Annotated in this window: 16 protein-coding genes and 2 pseudogenes; 11 read left to right on the top strand and 7 right to left on the bottom strand. The window is 56.5% G+C overall.

Annotated features, from left to right (window positions below):
• Nucleotides 1–139 precede the first annotated feature (139 nt).
• Together ctlX and astA are read left to right on the top strand one after the other, a co-directional pair.
• Nucleotides 140–1,078: a citrulline utilization hydrolase CtlX gene (ctlX, locus tag AC3I0A_RS12940; RefSeq protein ID WP_489378209.1), complete on the top strand. Its 939-nt coding sequence runs from the start codon at nt 140–142 to the stop codon at nt 1,076–1,078.
• The gene (astA, locus tag AC3I0A_RS12935; RefSeq protein WP_489378207.1) at nt 1,075–2,109 is read left to right on the top strand and encodes an arginine N-succinyltransferase; all 1,035 of its coding nucleotides are present in this window, start codon (nt 1,075–1,077) and stop codon (nt 2,107–2,109) included. Before ctlX ends, astA begins: the two co-directional genes overlap by 4 nt.
• 44 nt (nt 2,110–2,153) lie before the next feature.
• Here astA and AC3I0A_RS12930 read toward each other — a convergent pair whose 3' ends face one another.
• Nucleotides 2,154–2,861, bottom strand: a complete 708-nt coding sequence (locus AC3I0A_RS12930; protein WP_489378206.1) for an HPP family protein — start codon at nt 2,859–2,861, stop codon at nt 2,154–2,156.
• Nucleotides 2,862–3,204: 343 nt separating this feature from the next.
• Here AC3I0A_RS12930 and AC3I0A_RS12925 point away from each other — a divergent pair.
• Nucleotides 3,205–3,336: pseudogene (locus AC3I0A_RS12925) on the top strand (OmpA family protein); the annotation flags it as partial.
• Nucleotides 3,337–3,355: 19 nt separating this feature from the next.
• Here AC3I0A_RS12925 and AC3I0A_RS12920 read toward each other — a convergent pair.
• Both AC3I0A_RS12920 and AC3I0A_RS12915 read right to left on the bottom strand, forming a co-directional pair.
• Nucleotides 3,356–3,640 carry a hypothetical protein gene (locus tag AC3I0A_RS12920; protein WP_489378205.1) on the bottom strand — a complete coding sequence of 95 codons (285 nt, stop codon included), beginning with the start codon at nt 3,638–3,640 and terminating at the stop codon, nt 3,356–3,358.
• A gap of 327 nt (nt 3,641–3,967) precedes the next feature.
• Complete coding sequence (locus AC3I0A_RS12915) at nt 3,968–5,347, bottom strand: UDP-glucose dehydrogenase family protein (protein ID WP_489378204.1); 1,380 nt, start codon at nt 5,345–5,347, stop codon at nt 3,968–3,970.
• Nucleotides 5,348–5,661: 314 nt separating this feature from the next.
• On the opposite strand from AC3I0A_RS12915, the gene AC3I0A_RS12910 reads away from it, so the two are divergent.
• From AC3I0A_RS12910 to AC3I0A_RS12880, 7 genes and pseudogenes are all read left to right on the top strand, one after another.
• Nucleotides 5,662–6,582: a site-specific integrase gene (locus AC3I0A_RS12910; protein ID WP_489378492.1), complete on the top strand. Its 921-nt coding sequence runs from the start codon at nt 5,662–5,664 to the stop codon at nt 6,580–6,582.
• Nucleotides 6,583–7,300: 718 nt separating this feature from the next.
• Nucleotides 7,301–8,710 carry a circularly permuted type 2 ATP-grasp protein gene (locus AC3I0A_RS12905; protein WP_489378203.1) on the top strand — a complete coding sequence of 470 codons (1,410 nt, stop codon included), beginning with the start codon at nt 7,301–7,303 and terminating at the stop codon, nt 8,708–8,710.
• 3 nt (nt 8,711–8,713) lie between these two features.
• Nucleotides 8,714–9,664, top strand: coding sequence for an alpha-E domain-containing protein (locus AC3I0A_RS12900; protein ID WP_489378202.1), 951 nt, complete (start codon nt 8,714–8,716; stop codon nt 9,662–9,664).
• Complete coding sequence (locus AC3I0A_RS12895) at nt 9,661–10,458, top strand: transglutaminase family protein (protein WP_489378200.1); 798 nt, start codon at nt 9,661–9,663, stop codon at nt 10,456–10,458. Before AC3I0A_RS12900 ends, AC3I0A_RS12895 begins: the two co-directional genes overlap by 4 nt.
• 98 nt (nt 10,459–10,556) lie before the next feature.
• A pseudogene (locus AC3I0A_RS12890) lies at nt 10,557–10,697 on the top strand (phosphoketolase family protein); the annotation flags it as partial.
• A 197-nt stretch (nt 10,698–10,894) separates the two neighbouring features.
• Nucleotides 10,895–11,782 carry a universal stress protein gene (locus AC3I0A_RS12885; protein WP_489378199.1) on the top strand — a complete coding sequence of 296 codons (888 nt, stop codon included), beginning with the start codon at nt 10,895–10,897 and terminating at the stop codon, nt 11,780–11,782.
• Nucleotides 11,783–11,842: 60 nt separating this feature from the next.
• On the top strand, nt 11,843–12,490 hold the full coding sequence (locus AC3I0A_RS12880) for a DUF2459 domain-containing protein (protein WP_489378198.1): 648 nt from the start codon (nt 11,843–11,845) through the stop codon (nt 12,488–12,490).
• 38 nt (nt 12,491–12,528) lie between these two features.
• On the opposite strand, the gene AC3I0A_RS12875 is transcribed toward AC3I0A_RS12880, so the two are convergent.
• From AC3I0A_RS12875 to AC3I0A_RS12865, 3 genes are all read right to left on the bottom strand, one after another.
• Nucleotides 12,529–13,503, bottom strand: a complete 975-nt coding sequence (locus tag AC3I0A_RS12875) for a TerC family protein (protein WP_489378490.1) — start codon at nt 13,501–13,503, stop codon at nt 12,529–12,531.
• Entirely contained in the window at nt 13,503–13,940 is a 438-nt protein-coding gene (locus AC3I0A_RS12870) for a hypothetical protein (protein WP_489378197.1), read from the bottom strand. The genes AC3I0A_RS12875 and AC3I0A_RS12870 overlap by 1 nt, the downstream gene beginning before the upstream one ends.
• Before the next feature lie 264 nt (nt 13,941–14,204).
• The gene (locus AC3I0A_RS12865; protein WP_489378196.1) at nt 14,205–14,780 is read right to left on the bottom strand and encodes a class I SAM-dependent methyltransferase; all 576 of its coding nucleotides are present in this window, start codon (nt 14,778–14,780) and stop codon (nt 14,205–14,207) included.
• A gap of 1,326 nt (nt 14,781–16,106) precedes the next feature.
• Between AC3I0A_RS12865 and AC3I0A_RS12860 the strand changes: the two genes are divergently transcribed.
• Nucleotides 16,107–17,405, top strand: a complete 1,299-nt coding sequence (locus AC3I0A_RS12860) for a tyrosine-type recombinase/integrase (protein WP_489378195.1) — start codon at nt 16,107–16,109, stop codon at nt 17,403–17,405.
• Nucleotides 17,406–18,224: 819 nt separating this feature from the next.
• On the opposite strand, the gene AC3I0A_RS12855 is transcribed toward AC3I0A_RS12860, so the two are convergent.
• The gene (locus AC3I0A_RS12855) at nt 18,225–18,686 is read right to left on the bottom strand and encodes an Xre family toxin-antitoxin system antitoxin (RefSeq protein WP_489378194.1); all 462 of its coding nucleotides are present in this window, start codon (nt 18,684–18,686) and stop codon (nt 18,225–18,227) included.
• Nucleotides 18,687–18,926: the final 240 nt, after the last annotated feature.

The raw sequence follows: 18,926 nt of genomic DNA, 5'->3' as shown, positions 1-18,926 counted from the left end.
ACTTCTTTTCCCCGCCGAATCGGCTGACAGCCCCCTCGCTTTCAGCCATTTCCATCACACCCACCCACGTTATCAGCCGGGTTTTCCCCTCAGCGAATCAGACAATGAGTACCTCTTAACCCTCATTGATTCTGTGCCCATGCAAACCACCAATACCGTTTTGATGATTCGCCCGACACGTTTCTCCTTCAATCAGGACACGGCTGCCAATAACCGCTTCCAGCGCCCGGCAGCGGCTGCCGAAGACGTGCAACTCAAGGCCCTGCAAGAGTTCGATGGCTATGTCGCCGCCCTGCGTGAGCAAGGTGTCACCGTCATGGTGCACAACGACAGTGAAGCGCCGCATACCCCGGACTCGATCTTCCCCAACAACTGGTGGAGCAGCCATCCCGACGGCACCTTGGTGCTGTACCCGATGCAGGGTCACAACCGTCGTCTGGAGCGGGACAAAGGCGTGCTGGACTGGTTGCGCGATGAGTACCGGGTCGAGCAGTTGCTGGACCTCTCCAGCCTCGAGCAGCAGGAAGTGTTCCTCGAGGGCACCGGCAGCATGGTGCTCGATCGTCAGCAGCGGATTTGCTACGCCGGTTATTCCACCCGCACCCATGCCCTGGCCTTGAATCAGCTGGTCGAGCACCTGGGTTATGAGCTCTGCGCATTCAACGCAGTGGACCGTCAGGGTGTCGCGATTTATCACACCAACGTGATGATGAGCGTCGGCACCCGCCTGGCGGTGGTGTGTCTGGAATCCATCAGCGATCTGAACGAGCGCACCGCGCTGCAGTCGCGGCTGGAAAGCAGCGGCAAGCAGATCCTGGCCCTGAGTTTCGATCAGCTGGAATCCTTCGCCGGCAACATGCTCGAAGTCCACAACGCGGCGGGCGAGCCCTTGCTGGTGATGTCGCGTACCGCCTGGCAATCGCTGGATGCTGCAGAACACAAGCTGATCGAGCGTCACGCCAAACCGCTGCCGGTGAACATCGACACCATCGAACGCATCGGCGGCGGCAGCGCCCGCTGCATGCTGGCTGAAGTCTTTTTACCTGAACGCCTGACTACCCAGGAGCAATCGCGATGATCGTCCGTCCTGCCACTATGGCTGACCTGCCTGCATTACTGTCCCTGGCCCACAGCGCCGGCACCGGTTTGACTACCTTGCCAGCCGATGCCGTGCGTTTGCGCCATCGTCTGGAGTGGGCGGAAAAGACCTTCGCCGGCGAGGCTGAACGTGCGGATGCCGACTACCTGTTTGTACTGGAAGCCGAAAACGGCCAAGCCGTCGGCATTTGTGCCCTGGCCGGCGCCGTCGGCATGCGCGAGCCCTGGTACAACTACCGCCTCGGATTATTTGTCGCGGCGTCGAAGAATCTGGGAATCAACCAGCATATGCCGACGTTGTTCCTGGGCAACGACATGACCGGTCATTCGGAGCTGTGCTCATTGTTCCTGCACGCCGATCACCGCAGCGGACTCAATGGGCGGCTGTTATCCAAGGCGCGGTTTCTGTTTCTGGCCGAGTTTCGCGAGCAGTTCGGTGACAAGGTGATTGCCGAGATGCGCGGTTATTCGGATGAAGAGGGCGTTTCGCCGTTCTGGGAAGGTCTGGGTCGACATTTCTTCAAGATGGATTTTGCCGATGCCGACTACCTGACCGGTCTGGGCAACAAGACCTTTATCGCCGAGTTGATGCCCAAGTTCCCACTACCGACCTGCCTGCTTCCGGAATCGGCACGCTCGGCGATCGGTCGGGTTCACCCCAATACCGAACCGGCGCTGGGCATGCTCAAGGCTGAAGGCTTCGCCCACAAGGATTACATCGATATCTTCGACGGCGGGCCGCTGATCGAGTGCGCCACCGGCGACATTCGTGCGGTGCGTGACAGCCAGGTGCTGCAGCTGAGTATCGGCACCACCGGCGAGCAGGCGGTGCCGTATCTGATTCACAACCGCCAGTTCGCCAATTGCCGGATCACCACTGCGCCGGCGCGGGTTGCGGCAGGCACATTAATTGTCGATGCGCATACCGCCAAAAGCCTCGGCTTGAGTGCCGGTGATTCGGTGCGAGCGGTAAGTCTGGCGGTACCGGCCCGTCAGCAGGCGGCGGCTTAAGGGCGACGCAACGGGGTCCGGTGCCGGGCCCCGGCGGATCCGAATCAGACTCTGCTGGACAGCACTGCACCGATGCTGCGGCGTCTGGCGTGCAGTTCGCTGGCGTGGATCAGTTGTTCAAGGTCCTCTGGCGTGACGTCGAAGAACGCTTGCATATCTTCCAGTGCACGCCGCAGGTCTTCGGCAGTGATGCCCGCAGGATCTTTGGGTGAATGATCGGCCGGAATCACCGCGACGGGCTCGTTATGACGCTTGGGGTAACGAATCCGCGTCAGATTGTTATAGGCCAGCGCACTGAGCAGCATGCACAGCGCGCCAAGCATCACCGGGCCCAACTCCAGCCAATCCATGGCGATGGTCGCCGGATCGGCCAGCACCAGCAGCAGCGCCAAGGCCCCGGCTGGTGGATGCAGGCAACGTAACCAGCACATCAGCATCAGCGCCATGCCGGCGGCCAGACACGCACTGACCAGCGTTCGGCCGAGCACATGGGCCACCAGCAGCGAAACCACGGCGGCGGTGAAGTAACCACCGAGTATCGACCATGGCTGAGCCAGTGCGCCGGACGACACGGCAAACAGCAACACCGCTGAAGCGCCCAACGGACCGATCAGGTGCAGCGCGACATCCATTCCGAACACATACCCGCAGAACCAGACACTGAACAACGTTGCGAGAGACATGCCGATGGCGGCACGACTCCATTCGGCGGGGCGGGTATTGATGGCAGCAGGTAACCAGCGAGCAAGCATGACGAAGACAATCCAGTTGCAGATGGTGGGTAAAAGAAGGGTTTGTTCTAACTCTCGTAGCAGCTGACGAGCTTGCGAGGCTGCGTCAGGCCCGGGCCGCGTTCGGACGAAGCGGTCGTAAAATCAGGCAACACGTTCTTTCAGGTAAATCGCGTACGCAGGATTTGCGAGGACTCCGGTCGAGCGCGACCCCGGCTCGAACGCAGCCTCGCAGGCTCGGCAGCTGCTACGGACACAGCCTTGGGGCAGGAACTGGCACAGTGTGCCGATCAACGTCATAGCTTACAAATTCATAATGATGCTGTTTAAGTGCATTATTTTTGCAGTATTGAGACTCTGCGCTGCCAGCCAGCCGATCGCCAGCAATGACACCGAGTCCGGGCGAGCGGCCAACCGTCGTGTCGATATCCGTCTAGTGCCGCAAGTGGGGGCCTGTGGGCAGCTCGCTGTGGGGGCGGATGATGGGCAAGCGTGAAGGACTACGCCCGTAGCAGCTACAGCTCCAAAGGCCTGGAGACGCGTTTGCCCAGCACCCGGTCATCGACCTCGTCATTGAAAAAATCTCTTTCAATACTCTCGCGCAAGCCCGGCTTTTCGGCCAATGGTCCCTTGAGCGCTACCAGCGCATCACGCAACTCTCTCAGTTTATGGAGTTGTGGCACCGGCACCGGTGGGGTGCCGTAGAACAGTGTATGTCGGACAAGTTGCTCGTTACCCTCGCGCAATAGGGGAGAAGACAAGAACGGTGGGTGTGCGCTGAGGGCGTTATCTTCGGGCATGGAGGCGCCTATGGTGTTTTAGCGAGAAGTTCAGAAGTGACTGTTCTGAATACCGCCAGTGATGGATCGGTTAATGGCTAAAGGACTTTATTGTAAGTCGGTTTTACAGGTTGATTATGATCCGCTAGAGGGACGCTCATAGGTGGCGATTACCGATAACGCTGTAGGATTTTGCTGCAAATAAATGCATGCATGTGGGAATAGGCAGGGCCGTCAGAAACATTTCTGACAGCTGATTCGCAGGGATTAGAAATTTAGCCCCGCGATCAGCAAACCGGGGAGCCCCCAACGATTGCCAGCGGATGGATCTCGAAGGGGGATTGGGGTCTAGGCCACGACCAATTGAGCATTCCATTGTTGGTAGGGAATAGGCAGGTTGCATGACGCGCCACGACCCATCGGGAAGTAGTGAAAGCCATTACGCGTCATGCGTTCAGCGTCGTACAGGTTGCGCCCGTCGAAGATCACCGGGGCGGACAAACGCTGACGGATCAACTCGAAATCCGGTGCCTTGAATTGCTGCCATTCGGTGCAGATGATCAGCGCATCCGCCTGCGACAGCGTCGATTCAGGGGTGCCCATCAACGTCAGACGCGATTCGTCCGGGTAGAGACGCTGTGTTTCCTGCATGGCTTGCGGATCAAACGCGCGAACCTGCGCACCGGCTTGCCAGAGTGATTCGAGCAGAACCCGGCTCGGGGCATCGCGCATGTCGTCGGTATTGGGTTTGAAGGCCAATCCCCATAGCGCGAAAGTTTTCCCTCGCAGGTCGCCTTTGTAGAAAGCATTGATCCGCTCGAACAGCTTGTGTTTTTGCCGCTGGTTGATGGCTTCCACTGCCTCTAATAGATCGCTGGAGCAGTGAGCTTCCTGAGCACTATGAATCAATGCGCGCATATCCTTGGGGAAGCAGGAACCGCCATAACCGCAGCCGGGGTAGATGAAGTGATAGCCGATGCGCGAGTCGGCGCCGATGCCCAGGCGCACAGATTCGATGTCGGCGCCGAGGTGTTCAGCCAGTTCGGCGATCTGGTTGATGAAGCTGATTTTGGTGGCGAGCATGCAATTGGCGGCGTACTTGGTCAGCTCGGCGCTGCGCAGGTCCATGAACATGATGCGGTCGTGATTGCGGTTGAACGGAGCGTACAAATCGCGCATCACGTCGCGTACTTCATCACCCCCGCAGCCAATGATGATGCGATCCGGGCGTCGGCAATCGGCAACAGCCGAGCCTTCCTTGAGAAATTCCGGGTTGGAGACGATATCGAACTGCAACAGGCGGCCTGCTTGCTGCAGTTTCTTTTCGATGTGAGCACGCAAGGTGTCGCCGGTGCCGACTGGTACGGTGGATTTCTCCACCAGAATCACTGGCTGTTCGCGATGGCGCGCCACAGCATCACCTACCGACAAAACATGACGCAGGTCCGCCGAACCATCTTCCCTTGAGGGGGTGCCGACAGCGATGAACAGCACCTGACCGTGCTGCACAGCGAGCTTTTCGTCGGCGGAAAATTGCAGCCGTTGGCTTTCCAGCCCCTCGCGAACCAGGTTGGCGAGCCCTGGCTCGAAAATACTCACATGTCCTTGTTGCAGCTGTTTGATCTTGTTTTCGTCAATGTCCATGCAGATGACATCGTGGCCGACTTCGGCCAGTACGGCGGCCTGTACGAGGCCTACGTAACCACTACCAAATACGCTGATTTTCATGGGGCATTCCTTGGGCCTGGCATGTGAGCGGATCGAGTATTGATGGTCATGACGCCGAGGATGACCAGCGCCCAGATTAGGCAGAAAAATGTGAACCAAATATGAAAAACATGGCAAACGACTGTTTATCTGAAGGTCATACAGCTACTGTTCGGGGTTCTCGCTCCAGCGACTTTTTCCGGAGAAAAACCCGTCATTGGTTAATGCCAATGTAGGAACAGCTGGTCGACGCTCCTACATTCATTCAAGGCCCTGTCAGTTTGATTGATCTACCTGATATCGATTCATCGCACACCTTCAGCACCTCATCAACAGTGCCTGAGGGGAAGGGGGCGGCTAATCCACTGACGCTTTATCTGGCCAGGCTGGCGCCCTCGAGTCAGCTGACCATGCGCTATGTGCTGCAGGACGCTGCGGACCGACTGGGTTTCGAAGATATCAATATCGAAGAAATTCCCTGGCATGAGCTGCAACCCGAGGACGTTATCGCTTTGGTTGCGACATTACGCAGCGATGGTTATGCACCCAATACGTCTTCGTTGTACGTCAATGCCGTGCGTGGCGTGATGAACGAGGCATGGCGAATAAGCCTGATCACTCAGGACCATCTATTGAAGATGCGCTCGGTCAAAGGCATCGCCGGCACACGTTTGTCCCAGGGACGAAATCTCAAACGGACGTTGATCCAGGAACTGATGGCTGTCTGTGCGGCCGATCCAAGACCACAGGGGCTACGAGATGCCGCTGTGATTGCGATCCTGTATGGCTCAGGCATGCGCAAATCCGAATCGGTGAATCTGGAACTCAAGCAGATAGACTTCGCTGAGCGCAGCCTGCGAGTCACGGCCAAAGGAAACAAGGAACTGATCAAGTACGCACCGGGCTGGGCATTCGCCAAGCTGGATGCGTGGCTGGCGTTTCGGCGTTCGCAGTTGGTCGAAGGTCAGGACGATGACTCGTTTCTGTTCAACAGGATTCGTCGCGGCAATCACATCACCCGTGAGCGGATTACCAAGCACGCGATTTATTACATCGCACGGCAACGTGGCGCGCAGGTCGGTGTGAAAATCATGCCCCATGATTTTCGTCGCTCATTCATTACACGAGTGATCGAAGAGCATGACTTGTCGATTGCGCAAAAACTCGCGCACCACACAAACATTCAGACGACTGCCAATTACGATGTTCGAGATGAAAACGAACGTCGTCGGGCGATTGATCGGTATGACCTTTGAAGTGAGGCGCTGCGTTGCAAGGACAGCAGGGGCCAAGTCTAAGGGGCTCAGGCCAGGCTGTCCTCTCCCGGTATTCTTTTTGCATTACTACTTGGCACTTCCGTTCCGTATGAAGTCTCCTGGTACATTTTTTAGAGCATTAATAGTGCGCCGATATTATTCGACGCGCCGGGCTGGATGCTTTGTATGACAAGGGAAATAAAAATAATGAGTAGAAATTTCCCGCTTATAGGGCAAAAAACGCACTTGAGTTGCTAATCGCACCATTTTTGCCCGCTCCAGAGTTGTGCAAGTTACAAGTGAGAAAAACGTTTCAGCGATCCTATCGAATCCGGTCTCAAAAATGAAACCAAATGTCGCTTGCGTGTCTTTTTGGAAGAGTTTTTCGTTTTTGTCAGTCGTAACAACACTTGGGCACAGCCCTTGCAAAAGTACTTTCAAACCACCGAAAGTGTGGTTTTTAACGAAAAAAGATAACGGGGAGCGTTATAAATGGGCGCCAGAAATAAAACCGCAAAGGCCAAATCTCTGGCGTCGGGACGCGTCAAGAGGTTGCCGGAGTCATGAGAAATTTATTTTCGCATGGGACAGGAAGTTAACGACGCACACTGAGGTGCTTGACAGAAACAGTACTCACTCAAACAACGTAAGGCCTTATTTTATTGAAATAGCGAAGTTATAAGAAAAATGCCGCATGTATCGCGGCAAGGAGTAGGGTATGTCCCGAGCTTTTTTTAACGAAATGTATGATGCGAGTGGTGGCTGCCGCCCACATTACCAGGAGTTCGCGCGTTGGTTGGCGGACACACCTCTGGAGTTGCTGGATCAACGTCGTCGCGAAGCCGACCTGTTGTTCCACCGAGCCGGCATCACCTTCACCTTATACGGGGACGAGCAGGGCACCGAGCGGTTGATTCCGTTCGACATCATTCCACGCAGCATCACAGCCAGCGAATGGCATACGGTCGAGCGTGGCTGCATTCAACGGGTCCAGGCCTTGAACATGTTCCTGGCCGACATCTACCACGGGCAACGTATTCTCAAGGAGGGCATTATTCCGGCCGAACAGGTGTTGGCCAACGAGGGTTATCAGGTCGCCATGCAGGGCCTGAATCTGCACCGCGGCATCTATGCCCACATCTCCGGGATCGACCTGGTCCGCGACGGTGATGGCAGTTACTACGTGCTGGAAGACAACCTGCGCACCCCCAGCGGCGTCAGCTACATGCTCGAAGACCGCAAGATGATGATGCGCTTGTTCCCCGAACTCTTCGCCGCCCAGCGTGTGGCGCCCATCGATCACTACCCGAACCTGCTGCTGGACACCCTCAAGAGCTCCAGCCCCCTGGACAACCCTACGGCAGTGGTATTGACCCCGGGTCGCTTCAACAGCGCTTACTTCGAGCACGCGTTCCTGGCCCGTGAAATGGGCGTGGAACTGGTTGAAGGCGCCGATCTGTTTGTCCGCGACGATCATGTCTACATGCGCACCACCGCCGGCCCCAGGCAGGTGGATGTCATTTATCGCCGCCTCGACGATGCGTATCTCGATCCGCTGTCGTTCAACCCGGATTCCATGCTCGGTGTGCCCGGCCTGATCGCTGCCTACCGCTCGGGCAATGTGGTCCTGGCGAATGCCGTCGGCACCGGCGTGGCCGACGACAAGTCGATCTATCCCTATGTCGGCGACATGATCCGCTTCTACCTCAATGAGGAACCGATCCTCAAGAACGTGCCGACCTGGCAATGTCGCAAACCGGAAGAGTTGTCCCATGTGCTGGCCCATCTTCCTGAGCTTGTGGTCAAGGAAACCCAAGGTTCCGGCGGCTACGGCATGCTGGTGGGACCTGCGGCCACGGCGGCGGAAATCGAGGACTTCCGCGCGCGCCTCAAGGCACGCCCTGAAGCCTATATCGCCCAACCAACCCTGTGCCTGTCGACGTGCCCGACCTTTGTCGAAAACGGCATCGCCCCACGCCACATTGACCTGCGCCCGTTTGTGCTGTCGGGCAGCGAAACCCGTCTGGTGCCCGGTGGCCTGACCCGCGTGGCATTGCGCGAAGGCTCGCTGGTGGTGAACTCGTCTCAGGGCGGCGGCACCAAAGACACTTGGGTAGTAGAGGACTAAGACATGCTTTCAAGAACCGCTTCGGACCTCTACTGGATGTCCCGTTACCTGGAGCGCGCCGAAAACCTGGCGCGCATGCTCGAAGTCAGTTACTCGCTGTCGCTGATGCCCCAGGCCGGGCGCACCGATGGCCGCGCCGAGCTGGCGATGTCGCTATTGGCCGCCGGCACGCTGGACGACTACAACGAACGCTACGGCGAACTCAACACCGAGCGCATGCTGCACTTCTTCGCGCTGGATGAAACCAACCCCGACAGTATCTATTGCTGCCTGCAGGCGGCTCGCTCCAATGCTCACGCCGTGCGTGGACGCATCACCGCCGATATGTGGGAGAACATCAACGCCACCTGGCTGGAGATGCGCAATATCGCCAGCAATGGCCTGGGTCGGTACGGCATCAGCCATTTCTGCGAGTGGGTCAAGGAGCGCTCTCATTTGTTCCGCGGGGCGACCTCGGGCACGATCATGCGCAACGATGCCTACAGCTTTATTCGCCTGGGCACCTTCCTCGAACGGGCCGACAACACCCTGCGGCTGCTGGATGCGCGCTACGAAATGTTCGGCGAGGAGTCGGAGGAGGTGAGTGACAATTCAGCCCGCGGCTACTACCAGTGGAGCGCCTTGCTGCGAGCCTTGTCGTCCTTCGAGGCATTCAACGAGATCTACCGCAATGCGCCGGGCGCCGAGCAGGTTTCCGAGATGCTGCTGTTGCGCGGCGATGTGCCGCGTTCGCTGCACGCCTGCATCGAGGAGCTGGACCAGATCCTTGCCAGCCTGCCGGGCAATAATGGCCGCCCGGCCCAGCGCCTGGCCGCCGAAATGAATGCGCGGCTGCGCTACACCGGGATCGACGAGATATTAGGTTCAGGCCTGCACCTCTGGTTGACCGATTTCATTGCCCGGATTCGCCACTTGGGCCAGACCGTTCACGAGTCCTATCTGGAGGTCGTATGAAACTGTCCATACGCCACGACACCACCTACAGCTACGCCGACGAAGTCTGCACCAGTATCCAGTTCCTGCGTTTGACGCCAAAGAACAGCGAGCGCCAGCACATTCTGGAATGGCACCTGGAACTGCCGCGCCTGGTGCGCAGCCAGCTCGATCCTTACGGCAACATCCTGCATGTATTGACGATGGACGAGCCCCACGGCGCCCTCGTACTGACCGCCTATGGTCAGGTTGAAATCGACCAGGCACTGGACGTGGAGCACGACAGTCAGTCGCCGTTGCCGTTCTTGCGCACCAGCCATCTGACCAGGACCGATGACGCCCTTAACGCTTTTGCCTTGCAGCACTGCGGCACGCGGCGTGACCGTGCGGCGCTGATCGACTTGATGAATGGCCTGGCCGATCACATGGTCTACAGCCCGGGTGCGACCACCGTGGACACCACCGCCGCCCAAGCGTTTGCCGCCGCAGGCGGGGTCTGTCAGGACCACACCCACGCGTTCCTGGCATGCGCCCGCAGCCTGGGGATCCCGGCGCGTTATGTCTCCGGTTACCTGTGCACCGAAGATGAAAGCCATCTGGCCAGCCACGCCTGGGCCGAAGCCTGGCTCGACGATGGCTGGTACAGCTTCGACGTGACCAACCGGCTGGCCCGGCCCGAGCGCCATTTGAAACTGGCGGTGGGCCTCGAGTACCTCGACGCCTGCCCGGTGCGCGGCATGCGTCGCGGGGGCGGGGCCGAGCAGATGCTGGCCCGGGTACAGGTGACGTCCCTGTTTCAGGTGCAGCACCAGTAGACCTCGCTCGCGGCAGTCACAGTAACCGGCCATACCCTCCTGGACAGGGTATGGCCGTTCATTCCAAATTCATGAGCTCACCAGTGATCTTCCACTGATATCCGGCGCTCATTCACAAACTGGTCTATAAACGAATTAATCACGCTAATATTCATGTCCTGGGATTCAAGGAGGAGGGAGCAACCACGACACCGTTCGACAGGGTGGTGATCAATAACCTTGATCGTTATCAGCTGGCAGGACATGCCCGAGGTTTTGCAGTGGCGCTGGACGTCTTGACAGTCCTGCGCAGGGATTTGATATAGATCAAAGCCAAGGAGATTCCAAGGGAGGAATTTGGGTCAACGCTGGCACCGAACCCAGCGAGGACGCGACGGCTGACCATCGGTAAGGGGCAGCGGCAGGCGTCGAAGCCCAACCTTTCTGGAGTCAGATCATGAGCCAGTATCAACGGTTATTGCTGATCATCAACCCGGCCCAGCGCCATTCCCCTGCGATACACCATGCTGCCGAGCTGGCCAAGGTCAGCGGGGCAAGTTTACACATTGCGGCGTTATTACCATCGCTGGATGTGCTCTCACTGTTCGAACAAGGCGACCGGCACAAGGCTCGGGAGAGTTACCTGCAGGACCATCGCGATTGGCTCAAGGACCAGGCAAAGGATATCCGTAGCACTGGGATCAACGTGACAACCGAGGTGGCATGGGCCGATGACGTGCAGCAGGAAATCCTTCAGCACGTCACGGACATGCAGCCCGATCTGCTGATCAAGCAAGTACAGCATGAACCCGTGCTCAAGCGCGCGTTCATCACGCCTATGGATTGGTACTTGTTGCGCCACTGCCCGGTACCGATGTATCTGGTCGGTGCGAGCGGTCATGCCTTGCCGCGCAAGGTAGTGGCGGCCGTTGACGCTTCAGATACGAAGTTGCAAGGCAGCGAGCTGAATGACCGGATCATCCAGCAGGCTTCCAGCCTCGCGCTGCAGTGTGATGCCGAGCTGCATCTGCTGTACGCCTGTGATATTTCGGCAGCCTGGCTGGCTGATCTGGGCGGCGGCCTGACGCCGTCAGAGCTTACCCGGGAACTGCGCAGGGACCTGGAAAAATCTTTTCTTAAATTGGCCGGTCGGTTTGGAGTGCCTTCTGACCGTCGACATTTCATTAAGGGGCAACCGGTCTCGGCGCTTAGTGAGTTCGCCAACGAGAATCAAGTGGATGTGATCGTGATGGGCAGGGTCCAATCCCACGGACTGCAAAAGCTTGTCGGCAGCACGACCGAGCATATTCTGTATCAGGTGCCCTGCAGCGTTCTGGCGGTCTAGGACAGCGCCCCCTGTCAGGGTTTTCCCACGTTTCGTTAGCGAGCCTCCAAGCCCTTGTGTATGCGCATTGTAGTGCTGGCCCTGGTCCTGACGCTGTTCGGCTGCGCTACCGCGTCGGGCCCGCCGAGGGGCGAGGGCGGCAGTTGGCGGTCCTTCTATGTAGTGAATCATGGCCTGCATACCGGGTTGGCGATTGCCCGCCCGGATCTGCTTCAGGTGCTTCCCGCGCTGGCCGAAGCGTTCAGCGACGGCGACTTCGTCGAGTTCGGCTGGGGTGACGAGGACTTTTACCGGGCCCCACAGGCCACCTTGCGCCTTGCCCTGCGGGCCTTGTTCGGGTCGACGGCAAGCGTGCTGCATGTGGTCAAGATTGCCGGGGACCCCAGGCGGCGTTTCGCCGCAAGCGAGGTCATCGAGGTGCGGGTGACGGAGGACGGCTACCGGCGACTGCTCGCATTTGTGGCCGGGACCTTCACCCACTCAGCGGCGGGCACCTTGGCGGCGCTCGGGCCTGGCCTGCATGGCGAGAGCTGGTTCTACCAGGCCGAGGGCAGCTATTCGCTGTTCTATACCTGCAATACCTGGGTCGCAGAGGCGCTGGCCGCGAGCAGTTGCCCAATGTCGCCTACAGTGGTGACGGCGGGGAGCGTCATGTCGCAGTTGCGCCGGGCGACAGCGGCCGGTGCATCTTGCCTGGCTGCCCGCTAACCCGCACCTGACCATCGCCCGCTCTTGTGTCTCGGTCATCATTCTTCTCCCGCAACTCGCGTTTTGCTCTTCGCAAAAGTCAGGCTCAGTATCACCGAAACCAGGACGATGCCGCCGACTATGGCCAGCGACCATTGGATCGGTATATGGAGCCACGGCGCGGCCAACATCTTGCCACCGATGAACACCAGCACGATAGCCAAGCCATACTTGAGCAAGTGGAAGCGGTCAGCCATGTCGGCGAACAGGAAGTACAGCGCGCGCAGGCCCATGATGGCGAAGATGTTGGAGGTGAATACGATGAAGGGGTCGGTGGTGACGGCGAAGATCGCCGGGATACTATCGACCGCGAACACCAGGTCGCTGGCCTCAATCAGCACCACCACCAGGAACAGCGGCGTTGCCCACCGCACGCCGTTCAGGCGCACGAAGAACTTCTCGGCGTGTAATCCGTCGGTGATGCGCAGGTGGCGGCGTAGCCAGCGCAGCAACGGGTTCTTGTCCAGGTCAAGCTTGTGTTTGGCGAAGATCAGCATCTTGATGCCGGTGATGACGAGCAAGGCGCCGAAGACATAGAGCAGCCAATCGAACTCCGACACCAGCCAGACACCGGCGAGAATCATGACGGCACGCATGACTATAGCGCCGAGCACGCCATAGAGCAGCACCCGGCGCTGCAATTCCGGTGGAACGGCGAAGTAGCCGAAAATCATGACGAAGACGAACATGTTGTCGACCGACAGCGACTGCTCGATCAGGTAGCCCGTCAGGAACTCAAGCGTCTTGCGCTGGGCGACCTCAGCGTCGAGTGTGCCGTTCAGATACCACCAGAGCAGTGCGGCGAAGAGCAGTGCCAGGCTGACCCAGGCGATGACCCAGGCCAGCGCCTCCCGGAACGAAACGCGATGCGCCTTGCGCCCGCCGAAGACGAACAGGTCCAGCGCCAACATGGCGATGACGAAGACTATGAAAGCGGCCCACATCCAGGGTTCGCCGATGCTCATGGGGGTCATCATTCCATCTCCTTCACCGGGGCATGCTCCAGCGCGGCGATGCGCTCATTCAGCGGCGGATGCGTCATGAACAGCCGCTTGAGTCCGCAGCCACCACCGCCACCGGTGCTGTCGAAGCGCCGCCATCGTGTCTGTAACCGTCCCAGTTGCTTGACGAGCATAGCTTCAAGTTTGGCTCTTGGGCCAATCAGGATCGGATCGACCAACCCTGCATCGCGGGCATTGAGGGCGGCCTCGAAACTCACTTCGTCGCAAGGATGCACCACCGCAACGCCGATCGGTTCCAGGAACTCCGCGTAGAGCTCATGGGTTTGATCCAGAATACGGGGGAGGGGAGGCAGGGTAGTTTCTTTGTTGCCTGTTGCGGCCCCATCGCAAGCAATCGAGCGTCGACCCTGCGCTACAGCGGTCTTGGATTGTAGCGGAACAAGTTTCAACTGGATTGTCCCGTTGTTGCTCGATCATTGAAAACGTGAAACCGATTTTTTGCAAAGTTTAGGCACTGGCGCAATCAAGCGTAGTCGGTTAGCGATCATTCGTGTTTTTGTAGAACACTACGAGACATTGGATAAATAACTCAACTAAATAGATGTTTAGTTGAGTTATATATTTTCCACATATAAGAAAGGACTCGGAGCAGGCCGGTTATTCGACAAAGACGCTTAACCAGACGGTATAGCCACCACAGGCTGGATCCTCCGTTACCTGCTCAACGACCCTGAAACCGTGGGTTTCAAGCAGCGCAGGCACTCCGCACGATCCAGGCTGCCATGATAAAGCGGTTCACCTTCAAACTGCCCAATCGCCTCGCCATGGGCCGTACCACTGGTAAACATCAGTGCCGTGCCGGGAAGCGAATGAGCCTGGAAGATCGGGAACATCTTGCGCTGATCGTCAGGCTTCAGGTGAAAAAAACTGTCCCAGGCCAGAATCCCGCTGTAGCACTCATTGAGCTTCAATTCACGCATATCGGCTACACGCCAATCGTGCTGCGGGAAACGTTGTTCGCACACCGCGATGAGCGACGCGGACGAATCGATGCCGGTGATCCGGTGTCCAGCGTCAATCAAGTAGCGCGCCATTGGTTTTGCGGCGCCACAGCCAATATCGAGAACGCGTCCACCAGCATTCGGCATCGCCAGACGAAAACGATCCAGCCATGACTGCTCGTTGAAGTGCTTGATGAAGTGCTTGATGAAGTGCTCGCAGCGAACGCGATCCCAAGCCTGAGCATGACGCTCATAGAGATCGATGATGTGATCGGCTGCTTCATGCATGAATAAAGCCCTTGATGGCTAAGAGATCGACTGCCGGGGTTGAAGCGTGAAATGTACTGTGGAGAAGCCCCTGATGGAATATATGATGCTACGCATAATGTATATTATGTTAAATCAGATGCTATGTCATAGATGCTCATTGTGTTAGCTGCACCTGAATACCGGAGTGAGGCAATCGCGAAATAAAGAGACTTCACCTCGAAAAATGCTTAATGGATTGATTTTAATGGATATTACGAAAAATGTAGTGCGGGCCTCACCATCTGTTGCAACGTAATCATGAGACTGCCACGTAGCCGACAGTTGGCCTGTAAGCCTTTATTTACGAGGGTTTCAGCCGATTCCATCATTTTTGTTACTAGCTCAGAGTCTATCAATTAATCGTGAGACAGCATCGTGTAACCACGCTTGCGCAATTGAGATAAAAACTAATAAATACAATCGGTTAGCTAGGTTTTAACGAAATCGCGAGACATAACCTGCAGCGTTTTTTGTGAAGATTTGACGAGACACATCTGGGCCCCGACCGCTTGGTGGCGTAGGCAGAATTCCGCGCCAAACCAGCGCTCGGATTGCCGAAGACCAAGCCTGACGCGGGCTAGCAATATTTGCCCAAAATGTTTTTCGGAAAAACTGGGCTGAGAACTGCTCTGCACTAGACCCCTCCTGGGGCTGCGGCTCTGGCTTTCCGGACACGAAATCGTGAGATCTCACCAGTGGACTTACACCCCCTGACTGCCCGCCACCCAGAAATTCCGGGCATTGGCGGGAGTGCGACGTTTTCACGATATTTAACCGTACCTACGGCGGGTAACGGAATCACGAGACTAAACGAGATTTTTTAACGAAACTACGAGGAATAGCCAGAAGGTACGCGAAGAAATTACGAGACAAATTGGCGGCCTCATTCGCAACCCGGTTTTCTGTAAAAGGTGTGTCGTTCTGAATATGACCCGAGCCAGCGGTGGACGGCGCGTTGCTCCGTTCGGTTAGTGTTACTCGCGCGCCCGAATCTCCGCACGCCCAATGAATAAGGATGTATTCGCAGATGCCACGTTTTCATCAGAGACGTCCGGCCCAATATCTGTAAAATAATCGGGAGACAAGTACTGGCTATTTAATGAAACTTTGAGATAAGTCCAGAAAGTTTGGGGTGGTAAGGAGCCATGGTTGCGCGATAGACACGCGCGCGATACCATCGGGCATTCTTAAATCCAAGTTGCATGAGAAGAGAGGCTGATTATGAAGAATAGGTCTCCGACTTCCGATTACTGCTATAACTGGAAGTCTCTCAATAGCACTAACTAACGTCTCTGGTGGTCATGAATGTCTCGCTCGCCGAAGCCCTTATTCAATACATACGAGTTTTTCCTTGATCAGGATTTCAGTTGCAGCGAGCCTACTACCCCGTGCGTCAAAGCTTACCTTGCTTCGTTCCCCTCTGCGCTAGGAGCTGCACGCGGTTATTTGGCCGTACGGTCTTTCCTGCGGGCATTTTCCGATAATGCTCAGACCTTCAGCTCGTATCGCATCCATATTGAGCGGTTGCTGCTGTGGTCATTGTTGATTAACCAGAAGCCGCTGAATCAACTTAAGCGCCAGGACGCCCAGGATTATTTGAATTTTTGCCGTAATCCACCTCGAGACTGGATTGGGCCTGTGACGCGTAGCCGTTTCGTGAAAAATAATGATGCGCAGAGTGCGCTCGAAGACCCTATTATTCCTAATCCTAATTGGCGTCCATTCAACATTAAATCGTCGAAACCGCTGATTGGCTCCGATGATCAAGAACAAGGAATAATCGAGAACAAATACAGCGCAACCAACAGCACCATGAATCAAGTTTTCTCAATTTGCAGTCGCTTCTTTGAATTTATGGTTGAAGATGGTTATGCATCGGCAAACCCTTTCCGAATGATCAAAAAGTCCGGCCGTTATAGCGATGATGGTCAAGATGAGGGCGTTACGCGTGCATTGACGCCGCTGCAATGGAACTACGTGCTTGAAACGGCTGAAAAGCTGGCGGAGTCCGAACCTGCTCGGTATGAGCGTACACTGTTTATACTTTCAACATTGTTTGCCATGTATCTACGCGTGTCTGATGTTGTCGGGCGACAAAACTGGAAGCCCTCTATGGGGGACTTCCGCCAAGACCCTGAGGGCAACTGGTGGTATCACGCCGTGGGCAAAGGTAACAAGGTCGGAAAGATTGCCGTCAGGGATGAATATATCAATCTCTATCTGAAGCGCTATCGTCGGTTCTTGGGTCTGCCCGAACTTCCTGAGATCGGCGAGACCACACCTTTGATCAAGACCCTCAGAGGACGTTCTGGTCTGTCGGATCGACAGGTACGCGCCCTCCTCCAGGTTGTCTTCGACAAGGCTCTTGAAAGTATGCGCATCGAGGGTCGTGCGGTTCACGAGATGGAAAGCTTAAAGGTCGCTTCTCTGCACTGGCTGCGCCATACCTCTGCGACCTTCGACGCGCCCTTGCGGAACGCCAAAGACCTGCAGGTCGATCTGCGTCATAGCAATCTCAGCACTACCCAGAACACGTACTACCACTCGCATGATCAAGAGCGTGCGCACTCGGTCAAGCGCTTGGGTTTACGCGACCGAGGTTGAGCACAGTCTCTGCAAGATCGTACGAGTGAGGAGCAGAACCATTTTCCGTAAGGGGGATTAATGGCGATGCGCTTTATCGGTCGCATTGAGAACGTTAGCAACACCGCACCCGTATACACATAGGGTGCGCAAATTTTCGATCGGCACGCTGATTGATCCCCATGTAGCCATTATGGAGAAGGACATGACCTTGAATCCTAGTTCTGTAACGTTCACTATCAGTGAGCCGATTTGCAAAGCCTACAGTCAGCTTTTTTTGAGAGATTTCTCTAAGAGCAACCTTGCGGAAGTTTTTTTCAAGAGCCAAGACTTCGATGCAACTGACTTTGATTACAGGTATGGGCTTTTTAACCAAGGGCTAATGGCTAATAGAGAGCGATTATAGAAGGGTGCTCGAAGCCAGCCTCTTCAGCACACATCACTACTTCTACCGGTCAGTTCGCCTTCCGACCTAGCTCACTTGCTGGCGTGACGTCATTTTGGTTTTCGGAGGTCGCCCCATCGAGCCGAAGGAGGAGTCACTAGAAAGCTTGATACACCGCCATCTTCGCCCTCGACCCCTTTAGCACAGGCAAAAAAAAGCCCCATTTAAGGGGCTCTGGCTTCACTGCATTACGATCATCGCTGACGCCCAAAACATCTGGCAGCTAATCAGGAGCGGCACGTCAACACAGCAAGAATACTGTATACTTATACATATGTTTCCGTCAAACATTTTTTTCAGACACCCGGCCCTCACACGTCGAGCCGGGCTTGCGCCCGAAGGAGCGATAGCAAAATAGCTACAGCTCTCCAGCCCACTAAACCGTCTAGTGAGTCTCACACAAGCACTCCCCTCTCCAGTCGGCCGATAAGATCGAAGACAGCTTTCGTTTCTACCCTCGTCCCCAGCATGTCGATTGGACACTTCGATCCGAGCCCTTGAGCCGGCGAGCTCATCCATTCCGTTGCTGAGGCCTTATCGTTTTCGAAGAGGGATAAGGCTTCGTCAAAGAGAGTTACCAATGCAACCAGGCGGTCGCTTTCTATAGTGTTGAACCACCCTGCTTTCGCCCTACGGGCTATCGTTGTGGGTGAGATGCAAATAGCCTTGGCAATAACCCTTGGCTGTACCTGCAGAAGGCTCGCTATCCGCTCGAGGAACTCGAAAGGCAGCCCTTCACGAACTAGCTCATGAAGCCTGGTACCGCGTGACGGCAGCCCGAGGGTCATCCAAATACTTGGTGGGATCTGAGGCCCTGGTTGGTATTCCTTGATCGATGACAGCACTTTCACCTCCATCTGAAAAACCTACCACCGAGCCGGGCCAGGTGGCCCGAACCAGCGACATCTCCAACCGTGCAGCAAACCTATAGGTTTATCCAGGTGTCGGGCCTACAAATTCAGGCTGGCAGCAGGTTTTCACCTCCAACCGTGCAATGAACCTACAGGTTTTGCCAGGCAGCGGGCCTAGAGATGCTGCCTGCCAGTAGGTCTTCACCTCCAACGGTGCAGCAAACCTATAGGTTTCGCCGGGTAGCA

It is taken from the genome of Pseudomonas sp. KH_024_B2 (assembly GCF_057839965.1).
Note: the sequence above shows the minus strand (reverse complement) of the source record. Positions and strands in the feature narration are given on the sequence as shown.

Bases quoted from the DNA above. Each gene is read 5' to 3' on its own strand.
- ctlX (WP_489378209.1), top strand. From the start codon at position 140: ATGCAAACCACCAATACCGTTTTGATGATTCGCCCGACACGTTTCTCC.
- astA (WP_489378207.1), top strand. From the start codon at position 1,075: ATGATCGTCCGTCCTGCCACTATGGCTGACCTGCCTGCATTACTGTCC.
- AC3I0A_RS12930 (WP_489378206.1), bottom strand. From the start codon at position 2,861: ATGCTTGCTCGCTGGTTACCTGCTGCCATCAATACCCGCCCCGCCGAA.
- AC3I0A_RS12920 (WP_489378205.1), bottom strand. From the start codon at position 3,640: ATGCCCGAAGATAACGCCCTCAGCGCACACCCACCGTTCTTGTCTTCT.
- AC3I0A_RS12915 (WP_489378204.1), bottom strand. From the start codon at position 5,347: ATGAAAATCAGCGTATTTGGTAGTGGTTACGTAGGCCTCGTACAGGCC.
- AC3I0A_RS12905 (WP_489378203.1), top strand. From the start codon at position 7,301: ATGTCCCGAGCTTTTTTTAACGAAATGTATGATGCGAGTGGTGGCTGC.
- AC3I0A_RS12900 (WP_489378202.1), top strand. From the start codon at position 8,714: ATGCTTTCAAGAACCGCTTCGGACCTCTACTGGATGTCCCGTTACCTG.
- AC3I0A_RS12895 (WP_489378200.1), top strand. From the start codon at position 9,661: ATGAAACTGTCCATACGCCACGACACCACCTACAGCTACGCCGACGAA.
- AC3I0A_RS12885 (WP_489378199.1), top strand. From the start codon at position 10,895: ATGAGCCAGTATCAACGGTTATTGCTGATCATCAACCCGGCCCAGCGC.
- AC3I0A_RS12880 (WP_489378198.1), top strand. From the start codon at position 11,843: ATGCGCATTGTAGTGCTGGCCCTGGTCCTGACGCTGTTCGGCTGCGCT.
- AC3I0A_RS12875 (WP_489378490.1), bottom strand. From the start codon at position 13,503: ATGACCCCCATGAGCATCGGCGAACCCTGGATGTGGGCCGCTTTCATA.
- AC3I0A_RS12865 (WP_489378196.1), bottom strand. From the start codon at position 14,780: ATGCATGAAGCAGCCGATCACATCATCGATCTCTATGAGCGTCATGCT.
- AC3I0A_RS12860 (WP_489378195.1), top strand. From the start codon at position 16,107: ATGTCTCGCTCGCCGAAGCCCTTATTCAATACATACGAGTTTTTCCTT.
- AC3I0A_RS12855 (WP_489378194.1), bottom strand. From the start codon at position 18,686: ATGGAGGTGAAAGTGCTGTCATCGATCAAGGAATACCAACCAGGGCCT.